The 25,793-nt window shown below is 39.7% G+C and carries 24 protein-coding genes; 19 read left to right on the top strand and 5 right to left on the bottom strand.

Annotation, left to right across the window (positions count from 1 at the left end):
• Positions 1–79: 79 nt before the first annotated feature.
• Together DW125_RS09105 and DW125_RS09100 are read left to right on the top strand one after the other, a co-directional pair.
• Positions 80–721 carry a hypothetical protein gene (locus DW125_RS09105; protein WP_242992940.1) on the top strand — a complete coding sequence of 214 codons (642 nt, stop codon included), beginning with the start codon at positions 80–82 and terminating at the stop codon, positions 719–721.
• Positions 714–1,082: a hypothetical protein gene (locus DW125_RS09100; protein WP_004844112.1), complete on the top strand. Its 369-nt coding sequence runs from the start codon at positions 714–716 to the stop codon at positions 1,080–1,082. Before DW125_RS09105 ends, DW125_RS09100 begins: the two co-directional genes overlap by 8 nt.
• A gap of 170 nt (positions 1,083–1,252) precedes the next feature.
• On the opposite strand, the gene DW125_RS09095 is transcribed toward DW125_RS09100, so the two are convergent.
• Positions 1,253–2,092 (bottom strand): helix-turn-helix domain-containing protein, encoded by an 840-nt coding sequence (locus DW125_RS09095; RefSeq protein ID WP_117537929.1) that lies wholly within the window; start codon positions 2,090–2,092, stop codon positions 1,253–1,255.
• A gap of 283 nt (positions 2,093–2,375) precedes the next feature.
• Here DW125_RS09095 and DW125_RS09090 point away from each other — a divergent pair, with 283 nt between their 5' ends.
• The 4 genes from DW125_RS09090 (at position 2,376) to DW125_RS09075 (ending at position 5,410) form a co-directional block, all read left to right on the top strand.
• Positions 2,376–2,708, top strand: a complete 333-nt coding sequence (locus DW125_RS09090) for a hypothetical protein (RefSeq protein WP_009244196.1) — start codon at positions 2,376–2,378, stop codon at positions 2,706–2,708.
• A 114-nt stretch (positions 2,709–2,822) separates the two neighbouring features.
• Positions 2,823–3,959: a replication initiation factor domain-containing protein gene (locus tag DW125_RS09085; RefSeq protein WP_117537928.1), complete on the top strand. Its 1,137-nt coding sequence runs from the start codon at positions 2,823–2,825 to the stop codon at positions 3,957–3,959.
• Positions 3,952–4,137 carry a helix-turn-helix domain-containing protein gene (locus DW125_RS09080; protein WP_004844108.1) on the top strand — a complete coding sequence of 62 codons (186 nt, stop codon included), beginning with the start codon at positions 3,952–3,954 and terminating at the stop codon, positions 4,135–4,137. The genes DW125_RS09085 and DW125_RS09080 overlap by 8 nt, the downstream gene beginning before the upstream one ends.
• 67 nt (positions 4,138–4,204) lie before the next feature.
• Positions 4,205–5,410: a tyrosine-type recombinase/integrase gene (locus tag DW125_RS09075; protein ID WP_009244191.1), complete on the top strand. Its 1,206-nt coding sequence runs from the start codon at positions 4,205–4,207 to the stop codon at positions 5,408–5,410.
• Between the two features lie 342 nt (positions 5,411–5,752).
• Here the strand turns inward: DW125_RS09075 and DW125_RS09070 are convergent, their stop codons facing one another.
• Positions 5,753–6,103, bottom strand: a complete 351-nt coding sequence (locus tag DW125_RS09070; RefSeq protein ID WP_117537927.1) for a sporulation initiation factor Spo0A C-terminal domain-containing protein — start codon at positions 6,101–6,103, stop codon at positions 5,753–5,755.
• A 241-nt stretch (positions 6,104–6,344) separates the two neighbouring features.
• Here DW125_RS09070 and DW125_RS09065 point away from each other — a divergent pair, with 241 nt between their 5' ends.
• Genes DW125_RS09065 through DW125_RS09050 form a run of 4 tightly spaced genes read left to right on the top strand, consistent with a single transcriptional unit; the run spans position 6,345 to position 13,281 of the window.
• Positions 6,345–7,049, top strand: coding sequence for a response regulator transcription factor (locus DW125_RS09065; protein WP_117537926.1), 705 nt, complete (start codon positions 6,345–6,347; stop codon positions 7,047–7,049).
• A gap of 33 nt (positions 7,050–7,082) precedes the next feature.
• Positions 7,083–9,677: a sensor histidine kinase gene (locus DW125_RS09060; protein WP_117537925.1), complete on the top strand. Its 2,595-nt coding sequence runs from the start codon at positions 7,083–7,085 to the stop codon at positions 9,675–9,677.
• A 23-nt stretch (positions 9,678–9,700) separates the two neighbouring features.
• Positions 9,701–10,858, top strand: coding sequence for a class I SAM-dependent methyltransferase (locus DW125_RS09055; RefSeq protein ID WP_117537989.1), 1,158 nt, complete (start codon positions 9,701–9,703; stop codon positions 10,856–10,858).
• Positions 10,855–13,281, top strand: coding sequence for a hypothetical protein (locus tag DW125_RS09050; RefSeq protein WP_117537924.1), 2,427 nt, complete (start codon positions 10,855–10,857; stop codon positions 13,279–13,281). Before DW125_RS09055 ends, DW125_RS09050 begins: the two co-directional genes overlap by 4 nt.
• A 177-nt stretch (positions 13,282–13,458) precedes the next feature.
• Here the strand turns inward: DW125_RS09050 and DW125_RS09045 are convergent, their stop codons facing one another.
• Positions 13,459–13,947 carry a QueT transporter family protein gene (locus DW125_RS09045; RefSeq protein WP_117537923.1) on the bottom strand — a complete coding sequence of 163 codons (489 nt, stop codon included), beginning with the start codon at positions 13,945–13,947 and terminating at the stop codon, positions 13,459–13,461.
• A gap of 616 nt (positions 13,948–14,563) precedes the next feature.
• Here DW125_RS09045 and DW125_RS09040 point away from each other — a divergent pair.
• Positions 14,564–16,198 carry an Ig-like domain-containing protein gene (locus tag DW125_RS09040; RefSeq protein WP_117537922.1) on the top strand — a complete coding sequence of 545 codons (1,635 nt, stop codon included), beginning with the start codon at positions 14,564–14,566 and terminating at the stop codon, positions 16,196–16,198.
• Positions 16,199–16,306: 108 nt separating this feature from the next.
• Here DW125_RS09040 and DW125_RS09035 read toward each other — a convergent pair whose 3' ends face one another.
• Positions 16,307–17,236 (bottom strand): LysR family transcriptional regulator, encoded by a 930-nt coding sequence (locus tag DW125_RS09035; protein ID WP_117537921.1) that lies wholly within the window; start codon positions 17,234–17,236, stop codon positions 16,307–16,309.
• 315 nt (positions 17,237–17,551) lie between these two features.
• On the opposite strand from DW125_RS09035, the gene prdA reads away from it, so the two are divergent.
• From prdA to DW125_RS09005, 5 genes are read left to right on the top strand one after another with little or no spacing between them, the layout of a single operon-like run.
• Complete coding sequence (gene prdA, locus DW125_RS09025) at positions 17,552–19,348, top strand: D-proline reductase (dithiol) proprotein PrdA (RefSeq protein WP_117537919.1); 1,797 nt, start codon at positions 17,552–17,554, stop codon at positions 19,346–19,348.
• Positions 19,342–19,581: a CBO2463/CBO2479 domain-containing protein gene (locus DW125_RS09020; protein WP_117537918.1), complete on the top strand. Its 240-nt coding sequence runs from the start codon at positions 19,342–19,344 to the stop codon at positions 19,579–19,581. The genes prdA and DW125_RS09020 overlap by 7 nt, the downstream gene beginning before the upstream one ends.
• Positions 19,578–20,303, top strand: a complete 726-nt coding sequence (gene prdB, locus DW125_RS09015; RefSeq protein ID WP_117537917.1) for a D-proline reductase (dithiol) protein PrdB — start codon at positions 19,578–19,580, stop codon at positions 20,301–20,303. The genes DW125_RS09020 and prdB overlap by 4 nt, the downstream gene beginning before the upstream one ends.
• A 17-nt stretch (positions 20,304–20,320) precedes the next feature.
• Complete coding sequence (locus DW125_RS09010) at positions 20,321–21,211, top strand: sulfite exporter TauE/SafE family protein (RefSeq protein WP_117537916.1); 891 nt, start codon at positions 20,321–20,323, stop codon at positions 21,209–21,211.
• Positions 21,208–22,236 (top strand): proline racemase family protein, encoded by a 1,029-nt coding sequence (locus DW125_RS09005; protein WP_117537915.1) that lies wholly within the window; start codon positions 21,208–21,210, stop codon positions 22,234–22,236. Before DW125_RS09010 ends, DW125_RS09005 begins: the two co-directional genes overlap by 4 nt.
• A gap of 92 nt (positions 22,237–22,328) precedes the next feature.
• On the opposite strand, the gene DW125_RS09000 is transcribed toward DW125_RS09005, so the two are convergent.
• A complete protein-coding gene (locus DW125_RS09000; protein ID WP_158549909.1) occupies positions 22,329–23,132 on the bottom strand; it encodes a DeoR/GlpR family DNA-binding transcription regulator in 804 nt (267 codons plus the stop codon).
• A 266-nt stretch (positions 23,133–23,398) separates the two neighbouring features.
• Here DW125_RS09000 and DW125_RS08995 point away from each other — a divergent pair, with 266 nt between their 5' ends.
• From DW125_RS08995 to DW125_RS08985, 3 genes are read left to right on the top strand one after another with little or no spacing between them, the layout of a single operon-like run.
• A complete protein-coding gene (locus tag DW125_RS08995) occupies positions 23,399–23,578 on the top strand; it encodes a hypothetical protein (RefSeq protein ID WP_117537913.1) in 180 nt (59 codons plus the stop codon).
• Positions 23,579–23,618: 40 nt separating this feature from the next.
• The gene (locus tag DW125_RS08990; protein ID WP_158549908.1) at positions 23,619–25,058 is read left to right on the top strand and encodes a purine-cytosine permease family protein; all 1,440 of its coding nucleotides are present in this window, start codon (positions 23,619–23,621) and stop codon (positions 25,056–25,058) included.
• A gap of 37 nt (positions 25,059–25,095) precedes the next feature.
• On the top strand, positions 25,096–25,770 hold the full coding sequence (locus DW125_RS08985) for a hypothetical protein (protein ID WP_117537911.1): 675 nt from the start codon (positions 25,096–25,098) through the stop codon (positions 25,768–25,770).
• Positions 25,771–25,793 lie beyond the last annotated feature (23 nt).

The raw sequence follows: 25,793 nt of genomic DNA, 5'->3' as shown, positions 1-25,793 counted from the left end.
AATAAACATAAAAAAATATAGACAAAATAGGAAATAAGATATATTATTAAAGTAAACATTAGAAAAAACAGTACTGTCATTGAATGAGAGTAGGGGAAAAGACCCAGCTACTTGGGATGAGGTTTTGCTAGATGTTGCTGAAGTTTATGAAAACTACACGCTTGTTTCAACAAATCATCTTCAAGAATTTATTTCCTTTAATGAGCCGTATATAGAAAGTGTAACAGGACATTATGCATGTGCAGTTAGTGCATTATTAGCATGTGGTGCATATTATAATGCTGTTGATTATACAGATATTGCAGGTGATTATATGGATATTTGGGATTCAACAGGAACGACAGTTTCATCGGAGAGTGGAGGAATAACATATGGTTCAACAACTATTGGCAATATTGGACCTGGATTTGTGGACTTTTGTGCTGGAAAGAATGTTTCTGTAACACAAAATACTGACTATAGTCCCAATTATAATTTTTTCACTAATTGCATTGATAGAGGAGATATAGCAGTTGTCCATTGTGGTATAATTAGCAGTGATACTGGAGAACGTGCGGGGCATTCAATGGCAGCAGAGGGATATGCAACTTTGCGAGCATATAATTCTGGAAATACAGTACATACATTGATGGTATTTGATGGATGTGGGGATACAGTACGTTATTTGAATTTTGATTTTGATAGTTGGACAGACATATCGGGGACTACATTTAATGGATAAGAAACGATTGATTTTGTTAATCATACTTTTGCTTGCAATAGTATTAATTGTGCTTGGCGTAAAAGGAAATGTTTTTAAGGAGAATCGTCAAAATATGGAGTTGCGTTCTAGTGGAGATGATAATTCTCATTGGTTTCATTTGAGTGGGGTTGTTGTAGAGAAAACTTTTGATACACTTTTAATAGAACTAAATGAGAAGGAAGAAAGTAGTCTATTTTTTGATACGACAAAAGTTAGTTTAGATTGTACTAAGTGTAAAGGTGATCTAGAACAAGTATCAGAAGGAAATGTTATTAAATTTTATTTTTTTAAGTATAATATTGATGGTGAAACGGTAAAAATTGAAAGAATAGTAAGATAAAAGTATAAGTAAGAGTTCTGCTATCAGAACATTATTATTAGTGAGGTAAAGGAACAAGGCGAAGCCGAGACGCCGTAGGGCAGTCCTTTACGGAACGGACACAGCCAATACCATCATGATACATAAGAGGACTTGAAAGGTCACAAACCTTGCAAGTCCTCTTGTTTATCTTATGGGTTACTTCTGTCGGATTGCATTTTCCGATAGACCGCTTCTTTCGTGGCTTCTCGGAAAAAGCTATCCTGTCTGGTATATGCCAGATGTTCATTCTGGATATAAGCGTCTGATTCGCAATCATATTCGTAAGGGATTACCTGTGCTGTTCCCTGTTTTTCATCAATTCCATAGATAATTACTTTGGAATCTCTCAATGCCAGTCCGAGTGTCAGAAAGCCGGAAGTGAAATAATTGTTGTTGTGTGGAGCGGTTATGCTTTTCAGTGCATGAAAGAAGTCTGCTACTTCCTCAGTCTGTCCATTCTCAAAAGCCGGAATGATATGTAAGGTGTTGTTTGCCTTATCTGCATATGCCCGGCAGACCAGAACGGAAGAATCCGCTTTTTGTATGATACCGTCAAAATAATCGCCAGAGTATGCAGTTGGCTGATAGAAAATGGCGGTTTCTTTTGTTGTAAGGTTATGATAAGTCAGAAAGCCGTTTACAAGCCGGACAATTTCGATATCATCCCCGTAGGTAAATCCGTTCTGCTCTAAAAGAGAATAGAAAGTTCTGGTAAATTCTTCCGGCAGTTCAATCCCCAGTTTTTCTGTGATAAGCATATCTACATATTCTTTAAATGAACCATACAGAAGTTCATTCAGCGTCATATTGCCCAACGTGGCAATCTGCTTCAAGCGTTTCTCATTGGGAAGATTCACACCCTTTTCCCAACTGTTTACAGAGCCTTTCGGGGCATTATCTATGATTTCCCCAAACTTCTGCATACTGTAACCGTATTTCTTGCGTATCTGTAAAATTCGTTTTCCTACTGCTTCTTTATTCACAAACATATGCACACCTCGTTTCTGTTTTCATCATAACACAAGATAAGGATAAATGTAAGGGTAAAATTATAATAAGTTATAAAAAGATATAGTTAAGCGTTTGAAATACAAAAATAAAAAGTAAGGGAAAAAGTAAAATAATTGTTGACAAGAAGAAAAAACAGGTCTATGATGAGGTTAAGAGGTAAGGAGAAAAGTAATGAAATAAATATAGACGTGGATATGAAAAGGACTTGTCACACTTACCAGACACTCATTCACCATGATTTCAAAAAAGGAGAAATGTAGCATGCAGATTACATTGACAAAAGAACAGGTCAGAGAAGCGTTCGGGGAACTCCGTTACATGGGAGCAGACTACTGCTATAAGTATGATAAGGAAACCCGGAAGAAAACCGAGGAAGTGGAAGCATTGAAACTTCACCTCGGAAGCATGAAACTTGGAAACAGCGTAGATATCCGTCTGGAAGCAACAGAACTTCCAAAGGTAGAGCCTTACACAGTGGTAGAACTAGAAGAAGCGGTATATGCCCCTTATGTGCAGAGAGGAAACTTCCCAGTATTGGTGGACAGAATCTCCTGCAAGGGTATCCGTGTTGTTACCGGAAAAGGAAACGTGTAGAGACTGTTCCCGGAAATTCTCTGCGGACTGCTCCGTACAGCGTGAAAGGAGCAAAGGGAGTAGAGGAAGTTCCGGGAACGTGGCGAAAGCCACGGCATACTACGAAAGGCAGGGATGATGATAACAGAGGTAATGAAAATTTCAGAACCCCCCTATACTAACAGGGGGGTAACTCGTCAGAAAGAAGATTTGACAGCACTGATTGACTGGTGTCAGATTACTGTCAAAGGTGTAGACGTGTTCATAATCATAGAAGATATCTTGCGGATTCCACTGAGTTTTATGGAACTGCATGGTAAGGAAAAAGGAATTGCTGGACACGAACTGATAGCAAGATTTGACAATATCAAGATTCTGAAACCGACAGGAAATGCACAGTATGAGGGATTTCAGATTCTTATGAGTGGTTCGGGGTGCAGGAATTATGAAAATTTCCTTATGATGAATAAGGAAACATGGTTTGATTTTCTGGAAAGAGTTTGCAGATACCCGGTGAATTTTCCGAGGATAGACTTGGCAATCGACGATACAAAGCCTTATCTGTCTATCCCGGAATTGATTCGTCTGAAAAACGAGGGGCTGATATCTAGTCAGTTGCGTGATACAGCAGAGAATCGTTCTGATAGACTGAAAGAGGATGAAATAGAAGCGCAGGGAAAAACACTATATCTCGGCAGTAAACACAGTGATTTTCGGATTACATTCTATGAAAAGGGATATGAACAGGCAGAAAAGTTCGGAAAAGAACTCAACCCGGACTGGAACAGATATGAACTTCGATTCCGGCACAAAAAAGCGGTCAGATTAGTAGAAGAACTTCTGAAAGACAGGGATGTGGCACGGATTGCGTTGTCTGTATTAAACGAGAAAGTGCGGTTTTTACAGAAGTCGGAAAACAGCACGGTTACAAGAAAACGGCTTTATCCTACTTATCCCCCGTGGGAAGAACTCATGCAGGATGTAGGGAAGATAAAGTTGACCATGAATCCAGAGAAAAAGACACTGGAACGAACATGGCAGTGGCTGAACGTAGCAGTTTCGCCCTCTTTAAAGCTAATGGATAAAATCGGAAAACTGGATAACAGAGATTATATCCGCCAGCTAATAGAACGGGGGCAGATGAACGAAGAACAACAACGCATATATGAGGACTATAAAAAATCTTTCCTTTTGAGGGAAGAAGAAAGGAGAATCTTTGACAGAACATACACAGAACACGATACAGACAAAGAAAGCCCTTACAGTGAATGAAGCGTCAGAGTATACGGGAATTGGAAGAAATAATCTGCGAAAGCTGATTACATGGCAGAAGATTCCGGTCATAAGGATTGGAAATAAGATTCTTATACGCTCTGAGGTTTTAGACCAGTTTTTGAAGAAAAACGAAGGGCATAATCTGAAAAATAAATATGAAGTAATTGCAGTATAAACACAAATAAGCATATAATACTGTCAGACCAGTTCTGATAGTCCTTGCACGGAAAGGAGCGTGCAGATTGGGCAAGGACTTAAAAGGAAATCCATTACCGCCGGGAATTATGCAGAGAAAAAGCGGAATTTACAGAGGGCGGTTTTATTACAAAGGAGAAACGTATACAAAAGATAATGCGGACTTAAAAAAGTTAGTTCAAGAAATGGAAGATTTACGCTATGAAGTCAAGCATGGGTTGAAAGGAAAGGGCGATAATATCACTCTGGATACATGGTTTGATATCTGGCTGAATACCCATAAGAAGCGGACTATCAAGGAGAGTACACAAGTACGTTATGATGATTTTTACAGACGTTACATAAAGAAGCAGATAGGAAAACAACGTGTGGCAGATTTTAATCCGATTATTTTGGAACGTCTGCTTCAGAATATGGCAGATGATGATTACAGCACAAAGACTATACGGGATGTGTATAATATTCTCAATGCTATGTTCAAATATGCAGTGCATAACAGGATTCTTACATTCAACCCATGTGCAGGAGTGGAAGTTCCCAAAACAAAGACAAAACAGATACGGGTACTGACTGTGAAAGAACAACGGGAAGTATTGGAACACGCAAAGGAGAGAATACACGAGAATCTCATACAGGTAGCACTCGGAACGGGAATGCGTGGCGGAGAACTGCTTGGGCTTACATGGGATGATGTAGATTTTCGGAAACGGGAAATTTCTGTAAATAAAACGTTGGTGTATATCAAAGATAAGGAAACAAAGAAGTATGTATTCAAGTACCAGACACCAAAGACAAAGAACAGTATACGGACGATTCCCATGCAGGACAGTGTGTATAAGGCTTTAAAACGTCAGTGGATTCAGTTGAAAGAAATGCAGTTGTCAGCTAGTGAATGGCAACCATTAGAGGGATTTGAAAATCTTGTGTTTGTTGGAAAGAACGGAAAACCGATTACAGAACACACCTTTCAAGTGACGTTAGACTGGATAGAAAAATCTATCAATAAGGAACGAAAAAAGCAGGCAGAGAAAAACAAGACAGTGTTTATACCGATTCCGCATTTTTATCCACATGCACTTCGTCATACTTTTGCAACGCGTTGTTTTGAAGCCGGGATTGACGCAAAGGTAGTACAAGGATTCCTCGGACATTATTCCATAGCAATCACACTGGATTTGTATACGCACGTCACAGATGATAAAGCAAAATCGGAAATGGATAAATTACAGAATTTGTATAAGGAAATCATATAATCAGAACAAGAATAAGAAAGAGAATAGAAAAGGTGCAACATTTCTTTAGAAAATTATTTGACCGAGATTTGACCGAAGCGGATTTTGCAACAAGTACAGAACAGCGAAAACCCGCTAACCACAAGGGCTAACGGGCTTCGTTGTTTTATAGTTATCTAAAGGAATGAGAGTAAAGTGTGCATTGAACTTGTGTCAATGCTTAACTTTATGAGGGGGGAGATAGATAAGTGTTTCTCATCTATCTGTCTCTTATTATATTAGATAAATATGTCCAAAATATGTTAAAACTATAAAAGAAATCGAAAAAATCTTAAGACGACCTTAAGATGATGGGAAGAAAACCTAAAGACAGGCCTCTGTACGCAACTGATTGTTAAGGTGATTGGCTAGTATATCGAAAAATTCTCCCGCGGTTGGACGGGCATGCAGTGGATACATGGCAATTTCCTGAAGAAGGGGACGGTTCCCGCGTTCCCAGCAAATGCGGATCACTGTGCGTATGTCACGTTCTACGCTGCTTCCGGTTGTGGAGTAAGCTTCTGCAATACGGGTATATAATAATTTACCTACTGATAGCAGGTAATCTTCATTGTCCATGCAAAGGGATACGCCATAGACAAGATAATGATATCCACGGTAAGTGGCTCCAATGCCAAGTGAGCGGATAAGCTGTTCAATTTCGTGTTTTCTCATAAATTACCTCGCACTTCTTCCGAGATTAAAACCGCCTGCAAAAGTAAAAAAGTGATGACTATTATTCGACTATTATAATAGAAAATCGGTACTTTTCTTAATAATACTACAAAATAAGGAAAACTGCGACAGACATCGACACACATTTTTTGGCTCTTTTCATAATTTCTTAAGGAAATTCCTTATTTGTCCTTAAATTTTTTCTGTTATTCTTGTATAGTAAGAGATGAGGTGAAGAAAAATGGCGAAAATATTAGTATGTGATGATGATAAAGAAATCGTAGAAGCGATTGAGATCTATCTGAGTCAGGAAGGACATCAGATCCTGAGAGCATATGACGGTGAGGAAGCACTTAAGATTCTGGAGACAGAAAAAGATGTAGAACTTCTGATCATAGATGTCATGATGCCAAAGTTGGACGGAATCCGTGCAACACTGAAAGTTCGGGAAGCGAATAATCTTCCGATTATTATACTGTCAGCAAAATCGGAAGATGCGGATAAGATCCTGGGACTGAATGTCGGCGCGGATGATTACGTGACAAAACCGTTTAATCCGCTGGAGCTGATTGCAAGAGTCAAATCCCAGCTTCGTAGATATACACAGCTTGGAAGTACATCCGGTAATGAGCGGGAAGAAGTCTATACGACCGGTGGACTGGTGATCAACGATGATCTGAAAGAAGTAACAGTTGATGGGGAACAAGTAAGACTGACACCGATTGAATATAATATTTTACTGTTTCTTGTAAAGAATCAGGGAAAAGTATTTTCCATTGACCAGATTTATGAAAATATCTGGAATGAAGATGCAATCGGTGTAGATAATACAGTTGCGGTACATATCCGTCACATTCGTGAGAAGATAGAGATCAACCCGAAAGAACCAAGATATCTGAAGGTTGTATGGGGAGTCGGTTATAAGATTGAAAAGATTTGCCTATAAGTAGCAGGGTATAAAAGATATAGGAGACGATGTATGAAAAGTAAATGGTACCGGTCAAAAGGAATGAAATTCATCCTGATTATTCTGGCGCACATTTTTGTGATCACGGCGACGACAGGTGGACTCTGGGTAACCGCGTATCCGATTTTCCGACAGGAGATTTTTGAAGGAAAACCGGCAAAAAAATACGAGGATTCCAGGAATTTTAATACTCAGATGAAGGACTATACGGCACAGGTTGTGAACGGAATCAGTGCGCGAAAGTATTTTGAAACAGAAGGAAAATTTGATCCGAATAAAATCGTAGATATTGAAGCTTATGATCAGAAAAAAAAATATACGGGCAGGAATGAGAGCGGACTGGCGTATCGATTAAAGGATCTGCTGAAATGGAATGACACGATGAATTCCACAAAAGATACGAATGCGGAGAATCCGATTATTGTCTGCAGAAAGAAAGATGGTTCTTATCATTATTATCGCTATTCTAAATTTGCAGCGCTTGTTAATGCAAAGAAACTGAAATTTATTTTGAATGCAGGAAGCGAAACATCTACAGAAGAGATTCTTTCTTCTTTAAAGGCAGGAAATTATGATTATGACAGCGAGAATTATGTTGGGGGCAGTGAGATTCGAGGGATTCAGGGCAGCAATAATGAATTAAAGTATGTAGATTGTTGGAGCTATGATGGATATTCGATGGAAGAGCCGTATGCCCCGGTAGGAGCCGACAGCCTGATGAATCTTGCCAATAAAGATTCCAGATGGAATGGCAGACTGAATGATGCTTATAATCTTGTGACAAGTGTGGTAGACAGTCTGAGTGAGCGTTATTCAGAATATCAGAACACGAATGAAGATATTGAAGAAGGAGACTCGAACTTCTATTATATTTACGCAGATATGAAGGCGGGAACGATTTATACAAATCAGAAAAGACTTGAAAATTTTCAGGAACTGGACAACAATTTAAAGCTGCTCCGTAAAACCGGAAAATATGTAATTGTAAAATCCAAATTAAAGGATTTTAAGACGAATCTTCGAAGTGAGATTGCAGAAGCATGGCGTGATGAGATTAAAAATACAGGAATCCAAAAGAAGGATTTTGTCTTTGCAGCATGTGTAAATACAAACTATCCGATTGCAGATCATTTTTATTCAGAAAATCAGCTTTATGAAAAATACGGTTCAGCTATCCGTGGAATCTGTATGCTCTCAGTGATTGCATTTGCACTTTTTGTGATCTGTGTAATCTGGCTCACAGCGATTGCGGGACGCAGAGCAAAAGATGAAGAAATGCATCTGGCGGGATTTGACCGGTGGAAAACGGAGATTGCCGCAGTATTGATCATAGGTCTCTGGGTGACAGCAGCTGTAGTGGGTAATTTTGTTTGCTTTGATGATTATTTACAGAAAACAGAGGGGACTTTTTATAGTCAGGCAGATTATGTAAAAAATGCGATCCCTTATATTATTGTGGGAGGAATTTTCGGTTCATATACATGCAGTATGTTTCTGATCGGATTTTTAAGTTTCGTCCGCAGGATCAAAGCGCATATCGTCTGGAAAAACAGTCTTTCACGAATGTTCTGTCACCTGGTCAGAGATATTGCGCAGAATATGTCTTCGCTGTGGCGTAATATCATGCTTTTTGTACTTTTTGTTGTTTTGCACTGGATTGTCATGATTACAGATACTTATGGATTTCCGCTGTTCATGATGCTGTTGGCGGAGCTTGCAGTGTTTGTATATCTGGTCTATGATGGAATCGGAAGAGCGAAGATCAAAGACGGTGTAAAGAAGATTGCAGCAGGGGAACTGGACTATAAAGTGCCGACAGAAGGTATGTTTAGCAGTCAGAAGGAAGTGGCAGAAGGAATTAACTCTGTTGGTGCCGGTCTGGAAGTGGCTGTGGAAGCGAGCATTAAGAATGAACGTCTGAAAACGAATTTGATCACGAATGTTTCGCATGATATTAAGACGCCATTGACATCGATCATTAACTATGTGAATCTCCTGAAAAATGAGAATTTCGATGATCCGAGAATCCAGAGATACATCGAAGTGCTGGAACAGAAATCCATGCGTCTGAAAACATTGACAGAAGATGTTGTGGAAGCATCTAAGATTACTTCCGGTAATATTAAGCTGGAATGTATGAAACTGGATTTCACAGAGCTTGTATTGCAGACAAGTGCAGAGTATGAAGAGAAGTTTGAAGAAAGAAATCTGACGGAAATTCAGCATCTTCCAAAAGAAAAAGCACTCGTCTATATTGATGGAAGAAGAACATGGCGGATCCTTGCGAACTTATACAATAATGCCGCCAAGTATGCAATGACGGGCAGCAGGATCTATACAGATCTGAAAGTGACGGAAGGTGCGGTTATCTTCAGCATTAAAAATATTTCCGAACAGCCGTTAAATATCAATGCAGATCAGCTGACAGAGCGCTTTATCCGCGGAGATATTTCCAGAAGTACAGAGGGAAGCGGACTGGGACTTTCCATTGCCCAGACACTGACAGAGATGCAGAAAGGTAAGTTTGAACTGTATCTGGACGGTGATCTGTTTAAGGCAACCGTTACATTTCCGAAAGTACAGGAAGAACAAAGTACACAAATCTGATTTTTCTGTTATAATATATGATTATGGAAGAATTAAGAAAATTATTAAATGAACAATTAAATAAAGATTTCGGCTCCGCTGTATTAAGCGGAGCCCATGATAAGACGGGGGTGACGAAAGTGCGCGTCCGTCCACTTATAAAACGGGGAGAACTGCTCTTTCAGCTGGAGTCTTTCCGCAACAATCAGGCATTTCATGAGAACTTATCAGTAGAAGAGACCTGTGAGAAGATCCTTGCATATATGCAGTCAATGAAACAGATGCAGATGGAGACGCGAACTTACAATTATACGGTTCTTGTCAGTAAGAAAGGAAAAGTGACCATCAAAAGACGAATGCAGCAGGGAAACTGGAAACAGGTAGATCTTACGCACAACCGGAAGAAACACTATATTCTGGAAGAAGGAACCATGGTGCCTTTTTTGCGTGATCTGGGTGTTATGACTGCCGAGGGGAAGGTCGTGCATGCGAAGTTTGACAAGTTCCGGCAGATCAACCGTTTTCTTGAATTTGTAGAAGATGTGTTGCCGCAGCTTCCAAAAGACAGGGAAGTTACAATTCTTGATTTTGGATGTGGCAAGTCTTATCTGACATTTGCCATGTATTATTATTTGCATGAACTGAAGAAATACGATGTCTGCATGATCGGACTGGATCTGAAGACGGATGTAATCCGTCACTGCAATGAACTGAGTGAGAAATATGGCTATGAGAAACTGAAATTCCTGGAGGGAAATATTGCCGATTATACAGGGGCGAGTGAAGTAGATATGGTGGTTACACTGCATGCCTGCGATACGGCAACGGATTTCGCACTTGAGAAGGCGGTTGGCTGGAATGCAAAAGTAATTTTGTCGGTGCCTTGCTGCCAGCATGAAGTGAACCGCCAGATTGCCAGTGATACATTAAAACCGGTATTAAAATACGGACTTTTAAAAGAACGTTTTGCGGCGATTGTGACAGACGGACTTCGTGCAGAATATCTGGAATCTGTCGGTTATGATGTACAGATACTGGAATTTATCGATATGGAACATACGCCGAAAAATCTGCTTATCCGTGCAATAAAGAATGACAAAAAAGAACAGAGCAGAGAGCAGAGTAAAGAAGAAATCCGTAAGTGCGAAGCATTCTTACATGTGAAACCGACACTGGGACAACTGTTGAAGGAGATGGAATGATTTTGAAAAAAAGAATAAGAGATGGAATTATCTTAGTCGGTGTATTTATCATGGCTGTTCTGGTATTCAGTTATCTGACAAATAAAGGGGATGACTCCATGACAGCAGATCTCGGATCAGCGACATTTCCACAGATTTCATTTGATTGTGACGGATTTGGTGTCAATGCCGTGCCGGGATACGCAAAACAGATGAATATTACAGAGGTCCGTGATACGATTACTCCTGTATTGAAAAATAAACTGGATATGGAGCTGATTCCATATGACAATAAGATCAGCAGTCTGGAATATAAGATTTATACACTGGATGGGACAGAATGTCTGCATGAAGATACGGTGAAGAATCCGGGAACAGATGTGAGTCTTCCGCTTGGCTCGGCAAGTGTACTCGGTGAAGAGCGTGTAATGGAAGTGATCCTTCATCTGGAGACGGGAAAAGATGTGTATTTTTATACAAGAGTTGCGCAGACGAATGAGACAAATATGAGTGCCTGCATGGATTATATCAAGGCATTCCATGAGGCAACGGTCGATAAGAATACGGATACGGATATCAGCACAGCACTGGAAGCGGATGAAGAGAGCAGCAATACATCCTATGGGCATGTAACGATTCATTCCAATTATTCACAGGTTACGTGGGGCGATTTAAAGCCCGAGATTGAGGGCGGTGAACGCTGGAGCGTAAAGGAGACGACTTCTACAGGAACGAGTGTCCAGCTTGAATATCGGGTGAAATGCAAAGGCGAAAAAAACAAACAGGATACGTATAATGTAAAAGAATTTTTCCGAGTGCGTTACGACAAGACTGCACGCAGAGTCTATCTGCTTGATTATGACCGGACTGCGGAACAGGTATTTGATCCTTCTTCCAAAGTGCTTTCAGGAAAAGGAATACTGCTTGGAATTACGGATGCAGACGTTCCGTATCTAATCAATAAAAAAGGTACGATCGTGTCATTTGTGCAGGCGGATGAACTGTGGAATTATAACAAGGACCGCGACGAGCTGTCACTTGTATTTAGCTTTGCAAGTACAGAGAACAATGATGCAAGAAACCTTACATCTGAACATGAGATCCGTCTGCTCACAGCAGATAAAGCGGGAAATATCACATTTGCCGTATGTGGTTATATGAACCGCGGCGAACATGAAGGCGAGGTCGGTATTGCCATTTACTACTATGATATAGAGAAAAATTCCGTAGAAGAGAAAGTGTTTGTGCAGACGGATCAGTCCTATGGAATTACTTCACAGAAACTCGGCAAATTAATTTACTACAGTGAAGATAATGGAGAGTTATATCTGTTAAATGATGGCGTTTTAAGAAAGACAGATGTAAATAAGAACCGGAGTGAAGAATTACAGACTGGTCTGACGGAAGGCAAATATGTTATTTCCGGAGACAGTCATCTGTTGGCATACTGTGCAGATGAGGACTTTTCCAGAATTACAATTCTGAACCTGCAGAATGGAAAAGAACGGACAATTTCTGCAAAGAATAAAGAAGGTGTTCGTCCGCTTGGATTTATCGGTGGTGATTTTGTGTACGGACGTTTCCACCTGTCGGACGTTGGAAAGACAGCGGCGGGAGAATCTACAGATCCGATGTATCAGGTAGAAATTCGGAGCAGTAAAGGGGAGGTTGTGAAGAAATACAGCCAGAAGAAGATCTATGTGCTGGATGCGAAAGTAGAAGATAACCGTATTATTCTGGAGCAGGCAAAGAAAAAGAACGGCACATACATTAAGACAACCGAAGAATATATTACAAATAATGAAGAAAAAGACGAAAGCAATATTATGCTGGAGACTTATAAGACTGATTTGAAAGGCGCGCAGATGCGTCTGACTTATGCAGACGGAATTTCTGACAAAGAACCGAAGCTGTTAAGACCAAAACAGGTATTGTTTGAGAAACCGAAAGTTGTAAATGTACAGAAAGCAGAAAGTAAAGAAGAATACTATGTATTTGGATACGGAAAATTGCAGGAAATTTACAAACAGGCGGGCGATGCGATTCAGTCAGCGGATAACTACGGAGGTGTAGTGGTTGATCAGAATCAGGAATATATCTGGCAGCGGGGCAACCGTGATCTGCAATATAAGATCAGCGCCACAAGTAAGCCGGTAGAAGGACTGCGTTCTGAATTGAATGGCGGCGCGACACCGATGGAAGCGATCAGCAAGACATTTGGCGAGGATGCGTTGGACTTGAGTGGCTGTAAAGCTGAACAGATCGCATATGTAATGAACCAGGGAAAACCTGTGATCGCAGTTACGGAAAATAAAAAATATGTGATTTTGATCGGTTATACGGAGACGGATGTGACATATGTTGAAGCGAAAAATGGCAAGAGCCATACGGTAAGTCTGGAGAAGATGGATAAAAAAGCCAATGGAAATTATATTGGGAGTTAACTAAGAAAGAGCTGTGACAGGGTGAAAAATTCACTCTGACGCAGCTCTTTGTTATGTAATAGAAACGTAGAGTGTTGCAAGCTGTCTACGTTCCACTCCGGTCGTTGCTAAACGAGCGTCACAGGCGCTCAGCAACGCGCTCGGTGCGAGAATGTGCCAAGGCACATTCTATTTTATTTATGCATTTTGAAATACGATGTGTTTGTATTTGTCCAGCGCATATGCAAGGATCAGTCCGAGTATACCACAGGAAATCACTTCGCCGATACCTACCGTCAGCATCATGAACGGAATTGGTAAAGTTACACCGTATCCATAACGCAGAACGAATGGAACAACAATAATATTTGCAATGATTGGTGGAAGTGGTGCGAGGATACGGTTCTGGTTGCGAAGCTTCCATGTAAAGAAAGCACCGATCAAAGTGGCAAGACTTCCGAAGATGATATCCGGAAGGATTGCTCCGCCTAAGATGTTACCGATCAGGCATCCGACAAATAATCCTGGAACGGCAGCCGGAGTAAAGACCGGAAGAATTGTAAGCGCCTCCGAAATACGAACCTGCACTTCTCCGAACGAGAAAGCTGCACCGACATAGGTGATGACAACATAGATGGCAGCAATCATGGCAGCCTGTGTCATGTAAGTGATGTTTTTGTTTTTCATTTTTCATATCTCCTTTAGTTTTGTTTTACGAGTGGAAGGTCACGAACACTCGATTCATTTTCGCGCAGCAATGAGTCAGGCGGCATGCTTGCATGAATGTCTGACGAATGCCACGGAGGCATATACAGTTGGTATATGGCCTACGCCGGAAATCGGCGGTCAACCCAATAAGACCTTGTTTTTGTGGGGTTATAACGGGTGATAGTATAGCATATTCGGCGGCAGGATTCAAGCGGGAAGGGCAGTGAAACGCACACTTATTCATGAATTTTTAAATTTTCATACCATATTCTAATGAAATTTGCATATTGTATTGCAAAAATACATATGATATAACGCCAATAGGCAAAAAGATAATGCTATTCCTAATTCTGGTGTGGAAAGGCTTAACTCCACAGGCTAATTGTCACTATCTAACCATTTGATGATGTAGTGGCAAACTACACCAGCCACAACAGAATGTTGAACATGTTGAAAAAATATCACTATAGATTTCCTTTATAACGTTTATTATAATTATAAATTTGACTTGTACAAGCATGCTTTCTAATATGGAAGATATAAACATACTAGGCTTATAGTGTGCTTATAATCCTACAAAAAGAGGAAAGGAAGGATGGATGTTATGAAAAAATGTGTAAAACGTCTCGCACTGTTCGGCCTGATGATGGCTGTTGCATTTTCTATGATTCTGCCAACAACCACTAACGCCGCAGCAAAGAAGCCAACCAAGATTACATTGAAGGCTTCTAAAACAACTGTCACTGTTGGCAGTAAAACAAAAGTGAAAGTGAAAACTGTAAAGCCAAAGAGTGCTTCTAAAGCAGTTACTTTCAAATCAAGCAACAAGAAAATTGCTACTGTTACATCAAAAGGTGTTGTAACAGGTAAAAAAACAGGAAAAGTCAAAATTACAGCAGTTTCAAAGAAGAACAAAAAGGTAAAAGCTTCTGTTAAGATTACTGTAAAGAATCCGGTAGCAAAATCTCTTAAGGTTGCCGCATCATGCACAAATGTATGCGAAGGAGGAACATGTACGGTATCTGTTACATCTGTAAATCCGAAACTTGCTTCCAAAGCTGTTACATATTTTACAAGCGATAAAGACATCGCAACTGTAACTCAGAAAGGTCTTGTTTCAGCTCAGAAAAAAGGTACTGTAACTATCACAGCTACTTCTAAGATAAACAAGAAAGTAAAAGCTTCTGTTAAACTCAACGTTGTATACGCTCAGTCCGGTACTGTTAAAAATACAGTTGACATGTCTAACAAACCGGCTGGAAAAGTTGCCAAAGTATGGCTTCCGGTTCCTACAAGTGATGACAACCAGAAGATTACAAATGTAAAAGTTGATGCCCCAAAAGCAACAAAAGTTATAAAAGCAACGAAAGACTCTGCCGGAAATACAGCATGCTATATCGAATGGGATGCTTCTGTAGTTCCTGCTGATCGTACTGCAACACTTTCTTATCATGTAACAAGAAAAGAAGTTGTACGTCCGAACTTAGTTGAAAAAGGATCTGTAGACAAAGCTAAATTTGCTGAATATCTGAAAGAAACAGAAAAGAGCGGATCTTTTAAAGAAGGAAGCATTGTAAAAACACAGGCTGACAAGATTGTCAAAGATGCCAATGCAAAGACAGTTCTTCAGAAAGCAAAAGCTATTTTCGATTGGGAAGTTGCAAACCTTCATCGTGATAATTCCGTAACAGGATGCGGTCTTGGTGATGTTGAAAATATCCTTACAACAACAAAAGGTGGAAAATGTACAGACCTTAACTCTGTATTTGTAGCACTGTTACGTGCAGAAGGAATCCCGGCAAGAGAAATGTTCGGTATCCGCATTAATGCAGCTGATATCACAGGAAACCAGCACTGTCGTGCACAATTCTACTTACCTGGAACAGGATGGGTAGAAGCGGATCCTGCTGATGTATTAAAACAGGCTCTGACTGACGGAAAGAGTAATACAGACGCAGACTGGAACTCTTATGTCGAACCAGTAAAAGACAAATACTGGGGAGGAAATAACGAGAAATGGGTAATGCTTTCTATAGAAAGAGATATCACATTATCTCCGGCACAGAGTGCAAAAGCTGTCACCGGTGGAATCCTGAATGCTGATGGAACACTTAATAACTTCGGATATCCTTATGGAGAATTTGATGGTGAGTATGTATCTTGCTACAACGCAAAAGATTTCAGATATACTTACACATTTGCAGAAGATCACAACCGCGACTGCTGCTAATTATTATAAGCGATAAAAAAATAGCCTCACTGTGAATTTGAAGTTCACAGCGGGGCTTATTTAGTGCAAGATTTCTTCAATAGTAGCAGATTTAATTCTATAAGTTCATTATATGTTATTTCGACAGTCAATCATAAATCCGGAAGCATTTGCATCTTCATCAGGATTTTGTATAGAGGCAATATAATCCTGCATAAGGGAAATAAAAAGATTTGTTAATCCGGAGCTCTCATCCGGATTCTTGACAGCCAGTCCGATAGTCCGGTAACGTGGACAAGCAAATCTCTTGATAACAACGTTGGAATGGACAAAATCCATAATCAGTTTTGGAAGCACAGAGATACCAAGTCCACATTCGACAAGGGGGATTAATACAACATCTTCATTTACCCAGTGTGCAACTGTATAATGCAGTCCTTCCAGGATATGTCCGGCATCGTAATCTCCGGAGCCTTCATTCATCAATATCATTGTCTCGTTATTTAAAGCTTCCACAGGGATTCGTTCATATGCACAGAGCGGATGCTCCGGTGGCAGAATCACATAATATTCATCTTGTACCAATGGAATAAAATGGAAATTGCCTTTGTGGTATTCCGTTAGAAACGCAACATCTACTTTTTCTTTTTCTAGCCAGTATTCAATTTCTTTATAATTACCGTGATGCTGTATGACTTTTACGCCCGGATATTTATCTTTCATTTCCCGCAGAATATGAGGCATCCATTTCATAGAGACACTGGAAAATGCGCCGACATCTAAGATACCTTCTTCCAATCCACGGAGCATGGATGCTTTCTGTAAAAAAGAATTTTCATATTTGACAATTTTTTGGGCTTCTTCCAGTAAAGCAGCCCCTTCTTTTGTTAAATGAATACCGGCTTTGCTTCTGACAAGAAGCTTCATACCGACTTCTTCTTCCAGATTTTTAATGATATAACTGATTGCAGCATGTGTATAATTCAGCTCTTCAGCAGCCTTTGACAAATTCCTTGTTTCGGCAACTTTGACAAAGACCTGATATTTGTCCAGTACCATAAAATACCCCCTTATCAAGCATTTAATCTGCAAAACGATCGTTAAATTTTTTGCAACATCTTTAAAATTTTTAAAAATATGTTTCTTTTGTACAAATTTCCGCTTTATATAAAAAAATTTTACAATACTCTAAAAAAATTGCAGATTTTCATTAGCGATTTCTATAAATATAATGCAGTTATAGGATATCTGTATAAATTATCATACGTGAGCACCTATTGATTGTCAAGTAATTAACGGAGTGTGCAATGATAAATTTATACACAACTGCGCAGTTATTTTTCTAAATATTACATTGAAGCAAGGAGGATGGATATGTCAATTACATTAGAGTATGCAAAGGAGCATTTTGATGATCCGGCAGTACTTTGCTGTCGGGCTGAAGCGGGGACCGTATTAAGTGAACATAATTTGGAAGACCCTGCTATTTTTGATGATCTTGTTGATTCGGGATTACTGAATCTGAATGGAGCACTTACAATCGGACAGGTATTAGGAGCTACATTGCAGGAAACCTGTGATTCTTTGACACCTGTGAGCGAAAATATCATTGATAAAGTGCAGGAGACAACTGCAAATACAACGGAAACAGTAGCAGAAGCTGTCGCAGAGGTCCCGGATACAGAACAGGTGATGTCTGTGAAAAGGAACGTAAACTCTGTCGGCGGAACTTTGAAACTGCATATCGGAGAAGGAAAAGAAATTGATATCGAATTGCCGCTTAGCGCTGTAACTTCTCCTATATCTGAAAATACAGCAATGGAATGCGAACAGGCGATTGCTGTTACAGAAAAACAAAACGACTCAGAAGAGGAAAAAGATTATATAAGACGTTCATTAAAAAAATACGCCTTCCCGGTAACAGATGTAAAAATCGGCGAGGAAACAAGTTTTGAAAAAGGTGTATTAACGGTACGTGAAAGTCTGGTTCCGGAAGCTCTGGAGAGTAATGCTCTCGTTGTAGATGTACATATGGATGTGATCCGTCCGGAAAATCAGAAAGTATATGTAAATACAATGATGGATGTACAACCGATTGCTGTGAAAAAAGAAGGAGAACTTGGAACGGGTTCCACATTTGAAATGACGGGAGTGTATATGCTGCTGACCGGAACAGATGAAGATGGTCTTCAAACTGCTGAAGCAAATTTAAGCAATGGTATTTTTGAAGATAATGTATTCTGGGGACGTCCGGGAGCACCGGATAAAGATGCATTTATTATTCATGTAGATGTAACGATTAAAAGCGGAACAGGAATGGAACGTCCGGGACCACTTGCCAGTCATCAGGCAATGGATGTAATCACACAGGAAATCCGTGAAGTCCTGAAAACCAAAGAATATGAAGATGCGGCAGAGGAAAGAACTTATAACGAAATGGAACGTCCGGGGAAAGCAAAAGTAGTGCTTGTAAAAGAAATTATGGGACAGGGTGCGATGCATGATAACCTGATTCTTCCGGATGAACCAGTCGGCTTTCTTGGTGGCCGTCCGAATGTAGACCTTGGAAACGTACCGGTATTTTTAAGAGTGAATGAAGTCCGTGACGGTGGAATCCACGCATTAACCTGTATTACACCAGATACAAAAGAGTGTTCCTTACTTTACTGGAGAGAACCTATTGTTGAGCGCCTGGCAAATGATGAAGAGATTGATTTCCTCGGAGTTGTTTTTGTTGGAAGTCCACAGGCAAACACAGAAAAATTCTATGTATCAAAACGTCTGGGTGCATTGATTGATGTCATCCGACCGGACGGATGTATTGTGACAACAGAAGGATTTGGAAATAACCATATCGATTTCGCTTCTCATATTGAACAGATCGGTTCTCTTGGTGTACCGGTTGTCGGTGTATCTTATTGTGGTGTACAGGGCGCGCTTGTCGTTGGAAATAAATACATGGATGCAATGATCGATCTTTGTGTATCAGAGGATGGAAATGTTGAGGATATTCTGGCAAAGAATTCCCTGACTCCGGAAGCTGCATTCCGCGCAGTTGCAATGTTGAAGAACAAGATTGCCGGCGTGAAGGTTAATGCAGCACCGAAACATTACAACTATAATCTGATTGAGCAAAATGAGGAGTTTGCAAGGGAGGTTTATAAGTGCTGATTCACGGTATTAAAGTAAATAATGCAGCAGTACCTTATACAGGTACAATCAAAGAGATTAAAGACGGACAGTTTGTAGTACAGATTACATCGCGTATGGGAATTTTAAAACTTCCAAGTCGCTCGTTAATCTGTGAACACGAACCAAAAGTCGGAGATAAAGTTAAATTTTTAATGAGTTTTGTAGAATTAGCAGATGACACTTACGAAAAGGAGGTCACAGATCAATTATGAAGATAACAACAGTTCCAAATATGACTTCGGAAATATACACTCCAATTACACCTCCGCCGGTATGGACACCAATGACAAAAGCGTTGAAAGATTGCAAAGTTGGTATTGCCAGCGCTTGTGGAGTACATTTAAAAACACAGACACCATACAAACTTGCCGGGGACAGAACATGGCGAAAAGTTCCGTCTGATGTGCAGCCGGATGAATTGATGATTACACATGGCGGTTATGACCACACGGATGTAAACCGTGATATCAACAGTATGTGGCCATATCAGAGATTACAGGAACTTGTAAAAGAAGGCTATATCAAAGATTTTTGTGAATATAATGCCGGATTTATGGGTGGCGGCGGAGATATCGAAACCTTTAAAAATGAAATCGGTCCACAGGTTGCTGAACTGTTTAAAAAACAGGGGGCAGATCTTGTAATCATGACTGCCGGATGAGGAACCTGCCACCGCTCTGCAGTACTGGTGCAGAGAGCGATTGAAGAAGCAGGTATTCCGACTTGTATTATTGCGGCACTTCCTCCTGTTTGTAAACAGCAGGGAACTCCGCGTGCAGTTGCCCCTATCGTACCGATGGGCGCGAATGCAGGAGAGCCGCATAATGTGGAAATGCAAACTGCAATTGTAAAGGCAGCATTGGAGCAGATAGAAGAGGCAGACATGCCTGGTATTATCAAAAAATTGTCTTATACATACCATGCGAAGATCTAGCCGGAAAGGAGAACTATATGATTCTTAGATTTATTCAGATTTTTATAGGTGCATTTGCAGCTATTCAGGGACTTATACTGACCAAATTCTTTGTAACAGACCGTGAAAAAAATCTAACTGGAAAAGATTATGGAATCTTCTGGATATCCGGATTTGTAATAAATATATTTGACTATCTTGGTATTGGAAGTTTGGCACCAACTATGTCTTTATACAAGCTGACTAAAACGGTTCCGGATGAATTGATACCGGGAACACTCGTGACCGGATGTGCCGTCCCGGTTGCTGTAGAGGCATTGGTTTCTCTTTCCATTATAGATGTAGAATTACCGACACTGTTTGGAATGTATGGGGCCGGTATTCTCGGGGCATTTGTTGGTGGAAGTGTGGCAAGTAAATTGCCGACAAAAATATTACGCATTACTATGGGTTGTGGACTAGCCATATCAGCGATTTTGATGATGATGAGTAAATTTGGTATGATTCCGGTTGGCGGTGAAAACATTGGATTGCATGGCGTGAAGTTAGCGATTGCATGTGTTGGATCATTTATCCTTGGAAGTCTCTTAACTGTGGGTATCGGAAACTATGCACCGACGATGTGTCTTGTCTATCTGCTTGGAATGAATCCTGCCGTTTCGTTTCCGATTATGATGGGACTGGGATTCCTCGGCGTAGGTAGTGGATCTTTCCCGTATTTTAAATCCGGAAGATATCACAAACATGCTGCATTTGCGTTTGCGCTGGCAGGCATTCCAGGTGTTCTCGTGGCAGCATTTATAGTAAAATCCATGCCGCTTGAGTTATTACAGTGGCTGGTGATTGCAGTAGCAATTTATACAAGCGTTACGATGTTTATTTCAGCAGCAAAAGTTCCGGATGGACGGAAAGAGGAAGTGGTTTCATGAAATGTGAATTTAATATAAAAGAAGACATTTTCAAACATCAGATTACAGCAATTGATTCCCATACAAGTGGTGAATTCCTGCGGTTGATTGTTTCCGGTATACCGAAACTGACAGGTGCGACAATGATTGAACGGAGAAATGAATTTCGTGACAAATATGACTATATCCGGACAGCGCTGATGCTTGAGCCACGCGGACACAAAGATATGTTTGGTGCAGTTCTTACAGAGCCAGTGACGGAAGAAGCAGATTTTGGAATCTTTTATATTGAATCAGCAGGATATATCGATATGTGCGGACATGGAACCATTGCCGCTGTTACAGATCTGGTAGAAGCCGGTATGGTTCCAATGCAGGAACCTTTTACGACGATCACATTTGACACCCCTGCCGGAACTGTTCAGGCTAAGGCTCGAATTGAGAACGGACATGTGGCTGAAGTAAGTCTTGTAAACGTACCCTCCTTTGTTTACAGGGAAAATTTAGGCCTTGAACTGGATGGCAGAAAAATAAAATACGACATTGCATTCGGAGGCAGTTTCTTTACAATGGTTGATATTTCTCAGTTTGACACGACAATTAAACCGGAACATATATCTAAAATTGCGGACTGGGGAATTCGTATTCTGGAACTTGTAAATGAACAGGTTGAAATCCGGCATCCACTTTTAAATATCAGTGGTACAAATGTTTGCGAATTTTACTCAGAAACAGAGACACCGGAAGCTGACATGCGTAATGTCGTGATATTTGGTGAACATCAGGCTGATCGTTCTCCTTGCGGAACGGGAACAAGTGCGAAACTGGCACTGCTTGCCAGACATCATCGGATTAAAAGTGGCGAGATATTGAAAAATGAAAGTTTTATAGGAGGTCTGTTTAAAGGACAGATCATCGGGAAAACAAACGTTGGCGAATATCCTGCTGTAATACCGGAAATTACAGGAAGTGCCTATATGACAGGCATTTCAACCTATCTGATTGACAAAAGAGACCCTCTGAAATATGGATTTTTGGTAAAGTAATATAGCAGGATAAAATAAAAGGCTACAATTTCGTTTGACGGAAGAGTAGCCTTTTTAAATATGATAAATAAGAGTGCATTCGGAGACAGTGCTTAAGAAGGTTCATTTGAACCAAGCATTACTTTGACACCGGATTTTTCTAATTTTTTCTTACATTCATAGCTTAATGCATTATCTGATATGAGACAGGTGATCTCGTTGATATTCAGAACCTTTTCGATAAAAGGCATGACTGAAAACTTAGTTGAATCAGCTAAAATGTAACATTCTTTCGCACATTTTACGAGTGCTTGTTCTGTTCTGGGATCAATGTCTAGAGAAGTAACGCCTATATCGGGATTTACAGAATCACAACCTGCATAAACTTTTTCAACTTTTACAGTATCTAAAAAGGATTCAGCTGTCGGACCAAAACATGCTCCGTTTCGTTCTCGGATCTGTCCACCGCAGACATAGATTTTAATGTTAGGATGAAACAGTAATAAATTCGCAACCGGGATAGAGTCTGTAACAACTGTTAAATTTTTGCGATTTGTAATTTTAGAAGCTAAAAGAAGGGCAGTTGAACCACTGCTAATAGCTATAAAATCGCCATCATGAACTGTTTCGGCAGCAAGAGTAGCAATTTGAAGTTTCTTATCGAGATTAACGATTCCATCAAAAATATTTGTTTGATGATTGAAATTGTGAGGGTAATCTGCTTTTATTGCACCACCATGTGTACGTAAAAGAAGCCCCTTCTCGTGCATACTTTGAAATTGAAGACGAATTGTTGAGGCAGAAAGACCTGTAAGCTTGGCTGTTTCAGCAACAGTAATTCGTCCTTTTCTTTGTAATAAATCTAAAATGATTTGCTCGCGTTCTTCATAAAATGAATTGTGTTTATTGGTAGACATATATTCCCTCTTCATAACGGTTGAATAGTAACTCTGTTGATTATACCATTTAAAAAAATGGAAAACAAGTATTTATAAGCGAAACAATAATTAAGAAACATAAAAATAATTGTTTTAAGCGAAAAAATAAACAAAAACGATTAAAAACAATAGTGCAATGTGATGAAATAATGATTAACGATTAAAAACGATTGAAAACAATTGGCAACAATGATAATATACAATCATACTTAAGAGAAATAATGTAGTAGAAAGGATGAGGATGTATGGCGAAAAAAAACAGTAGGTTTTCAGAAGAATATCTTTCTGAAGCAGAAAAGCGTATTGAAGAGATGGAAAAGCAAGACTATGAATTTCCGGAACCATTCAGTAAAACCAATTGGATATTAGCAATTGCAACAATTTTAATAAGCGGTGCTTTTTTAATTGGTGGTTATTGGATGTAAGAAACGTAAATACTTCATGAGTATTATGAGGAGGTACAACATGGCAAAAAATCAAAATAATTCAGATGAACAGTATACTAAAGAAGCGACGTTTGGAACGCTGCCTGTTCGTAAATCAGAAAGACAGTACGGAATGTTGGATGCATTTCTTGTGCTTAGTGGATACGGAGTCGCTACATGGTGTTATACACAGGGAACTTTTCAGGCAGCCTATTGCGACTTTAAACAATTATTAACAACAACATTTGCTGCAAATATATTTATCCTGGCCTTGTATTTATTACCGGTGTTATTTGCAACAAAATATGGTGTGGATATGTGGCAGTGGCTGAAATCTACGTTTGGAACAAAAGGTGCAGGAATTGTAGCACTTGTTCTTACAGCGGTAAACTTTCCGTGGTTTGGGCAATGTGCAGAAATTTTTGCCAATACAATTGACAATTTGTTTAAAATGGCTGGGCACACACCACCTGCATTTTTACATAAACCAATGGGATTGCTTTGTATCCTTCTTGGTACAGTTGTAGCCATCGCAGGACCGTTAGTTATTAAATGGGCAAACAGGATCATTGTTCCATTACTTTTACTGGTTGGAGTTGCAGTTTGTGTAGTTGCATTTAATTCTGTGCCACTCAGTGAGATTTTTGCATATAAACCAGATTTGAGTTCCCTTGGAAAGAACAGTAATTCAGCTTATGCAATTGCATGTGAAGCAGGTCTTGCTTTTGGTATGTCCTGGTGTGCAAGTACAGCAGTTACTCCTCGATTATGCAAAAAAGAAAAGGACGGATATTGGGCAACTGTAGGTGCTTACGGAGTAGTAGCTCCATTTTTTGTAATGGCAGGTGGCGTTCTGGGTATTGCAACATTTGTTAAAACCGGTGTTATGGGAAATGATATTACGGAGATGTTGGTCACATTAAGCAGTCCGGGAATGGCACTTACAACATTAGCATTAGTCATTTTTGCTAACATTGCTACACAGGGTACAGGATCTTATATGTGGGCAGTTGTTCTGAAATCAACATTTCCAAAAGTAAAGTTTAATACAATTGCAATTGTACTTGGAATTTATGCAGGCGTTATGGTTATCTGGGGTCAGCTCCTTGATTATATCGGTGCGATGATCACAATTGCTGCGTTCTTCTATGGACCTGTTATGGGAATTATGTTTGTAGATTACTTCTTTGTCAGAAAGAAAAAAGTTTCTCTGCGTGCGGTTTATGAGTTAGAGGGACATGAGTGTTATGAATATACGAAAGGATTTAATATCGTTGCTTTTGGCTGTGCAATCATTGGAATCATTGCAGATTTGCTTATTTTTGATCCAATTGCATATGTTCCGAAAAATTCAATCTTTAACTATGCAACATGTACGTTCTTCGGATTTTTATTTACAGCAATTTTGTTCTTCGTTGTAAATCAAATCCCGGCTATTAGAAAATATATGGTAAAGGATCGTGAAGACATAACAGTATAGAATGTGATTTAATAAATAAAGAAAGAGGATGTATAATATGAAACCAGAACTTATAATTATGTTGACACATAATGATGTAACAGTGGAAAATGCGATAGAGGTTTTTGAATCGTGTAAAGATCTTCCTGCACAGAGATGGGGCTTTAAAGATGTCGGATTGAATAAAGAAGAAATGATTCAACTTAACAAAGCTATGAAAGCCGCTGGAAAAACTACATATTTAGAAGTAGTGACTTACACAGAAGAAGGCTGCATAGAGGGTGCGAAGTTAGCAGGAGAATGTGGGTTTGACTTTTTAACAGGAACTGTTTATTATCCGGGTGTGAAAAGTGTATTAGAACAATATGGATTAAAGTATTTCCCGTTCCCTGGAAAGGTAGGAGGCAGTCCGGTAACGCTCACAGGAACAATTGAAGAAATTGTTGCAGATTCTGAAAGACTGATCGCAGAAGGTGCAGATGGGGTTGATCTTACTGCATATCGCTATGCGGATGGCGATCCGCTGGAACTGGCTCGTGCGGTTGGAGAAAAGATTGGCATGGATAAATTAACAATTGCAGGCAGTGTTGGTAATAAAGAACGAATGGATGCAATGAAAGAATTGAATTGTCATGCATATACAATGGGAAGTGCATTGTTTAACTCAAATTTTGTGAAAGGTGGTACTTTTAGAGAAAATCTGGAGTATGTCCTTGACTATTGTAATAAATAAAAGGGTAAACAGATACTCGGAAA

Source organism: Dorea sp. AM10-31 (assembly GCF_003435815.1).
GTDB lineage: Bacteria > Bacillota > Clostridia > Lachnospirales > Lachnospiraceae > Dorea_D > Dorea_D hominis.
The sequence above is the reverse complement of the archived record's forward strand: the minus strand, read 5'-3'. Positions and strand labels throughout refer to the sequence as shown.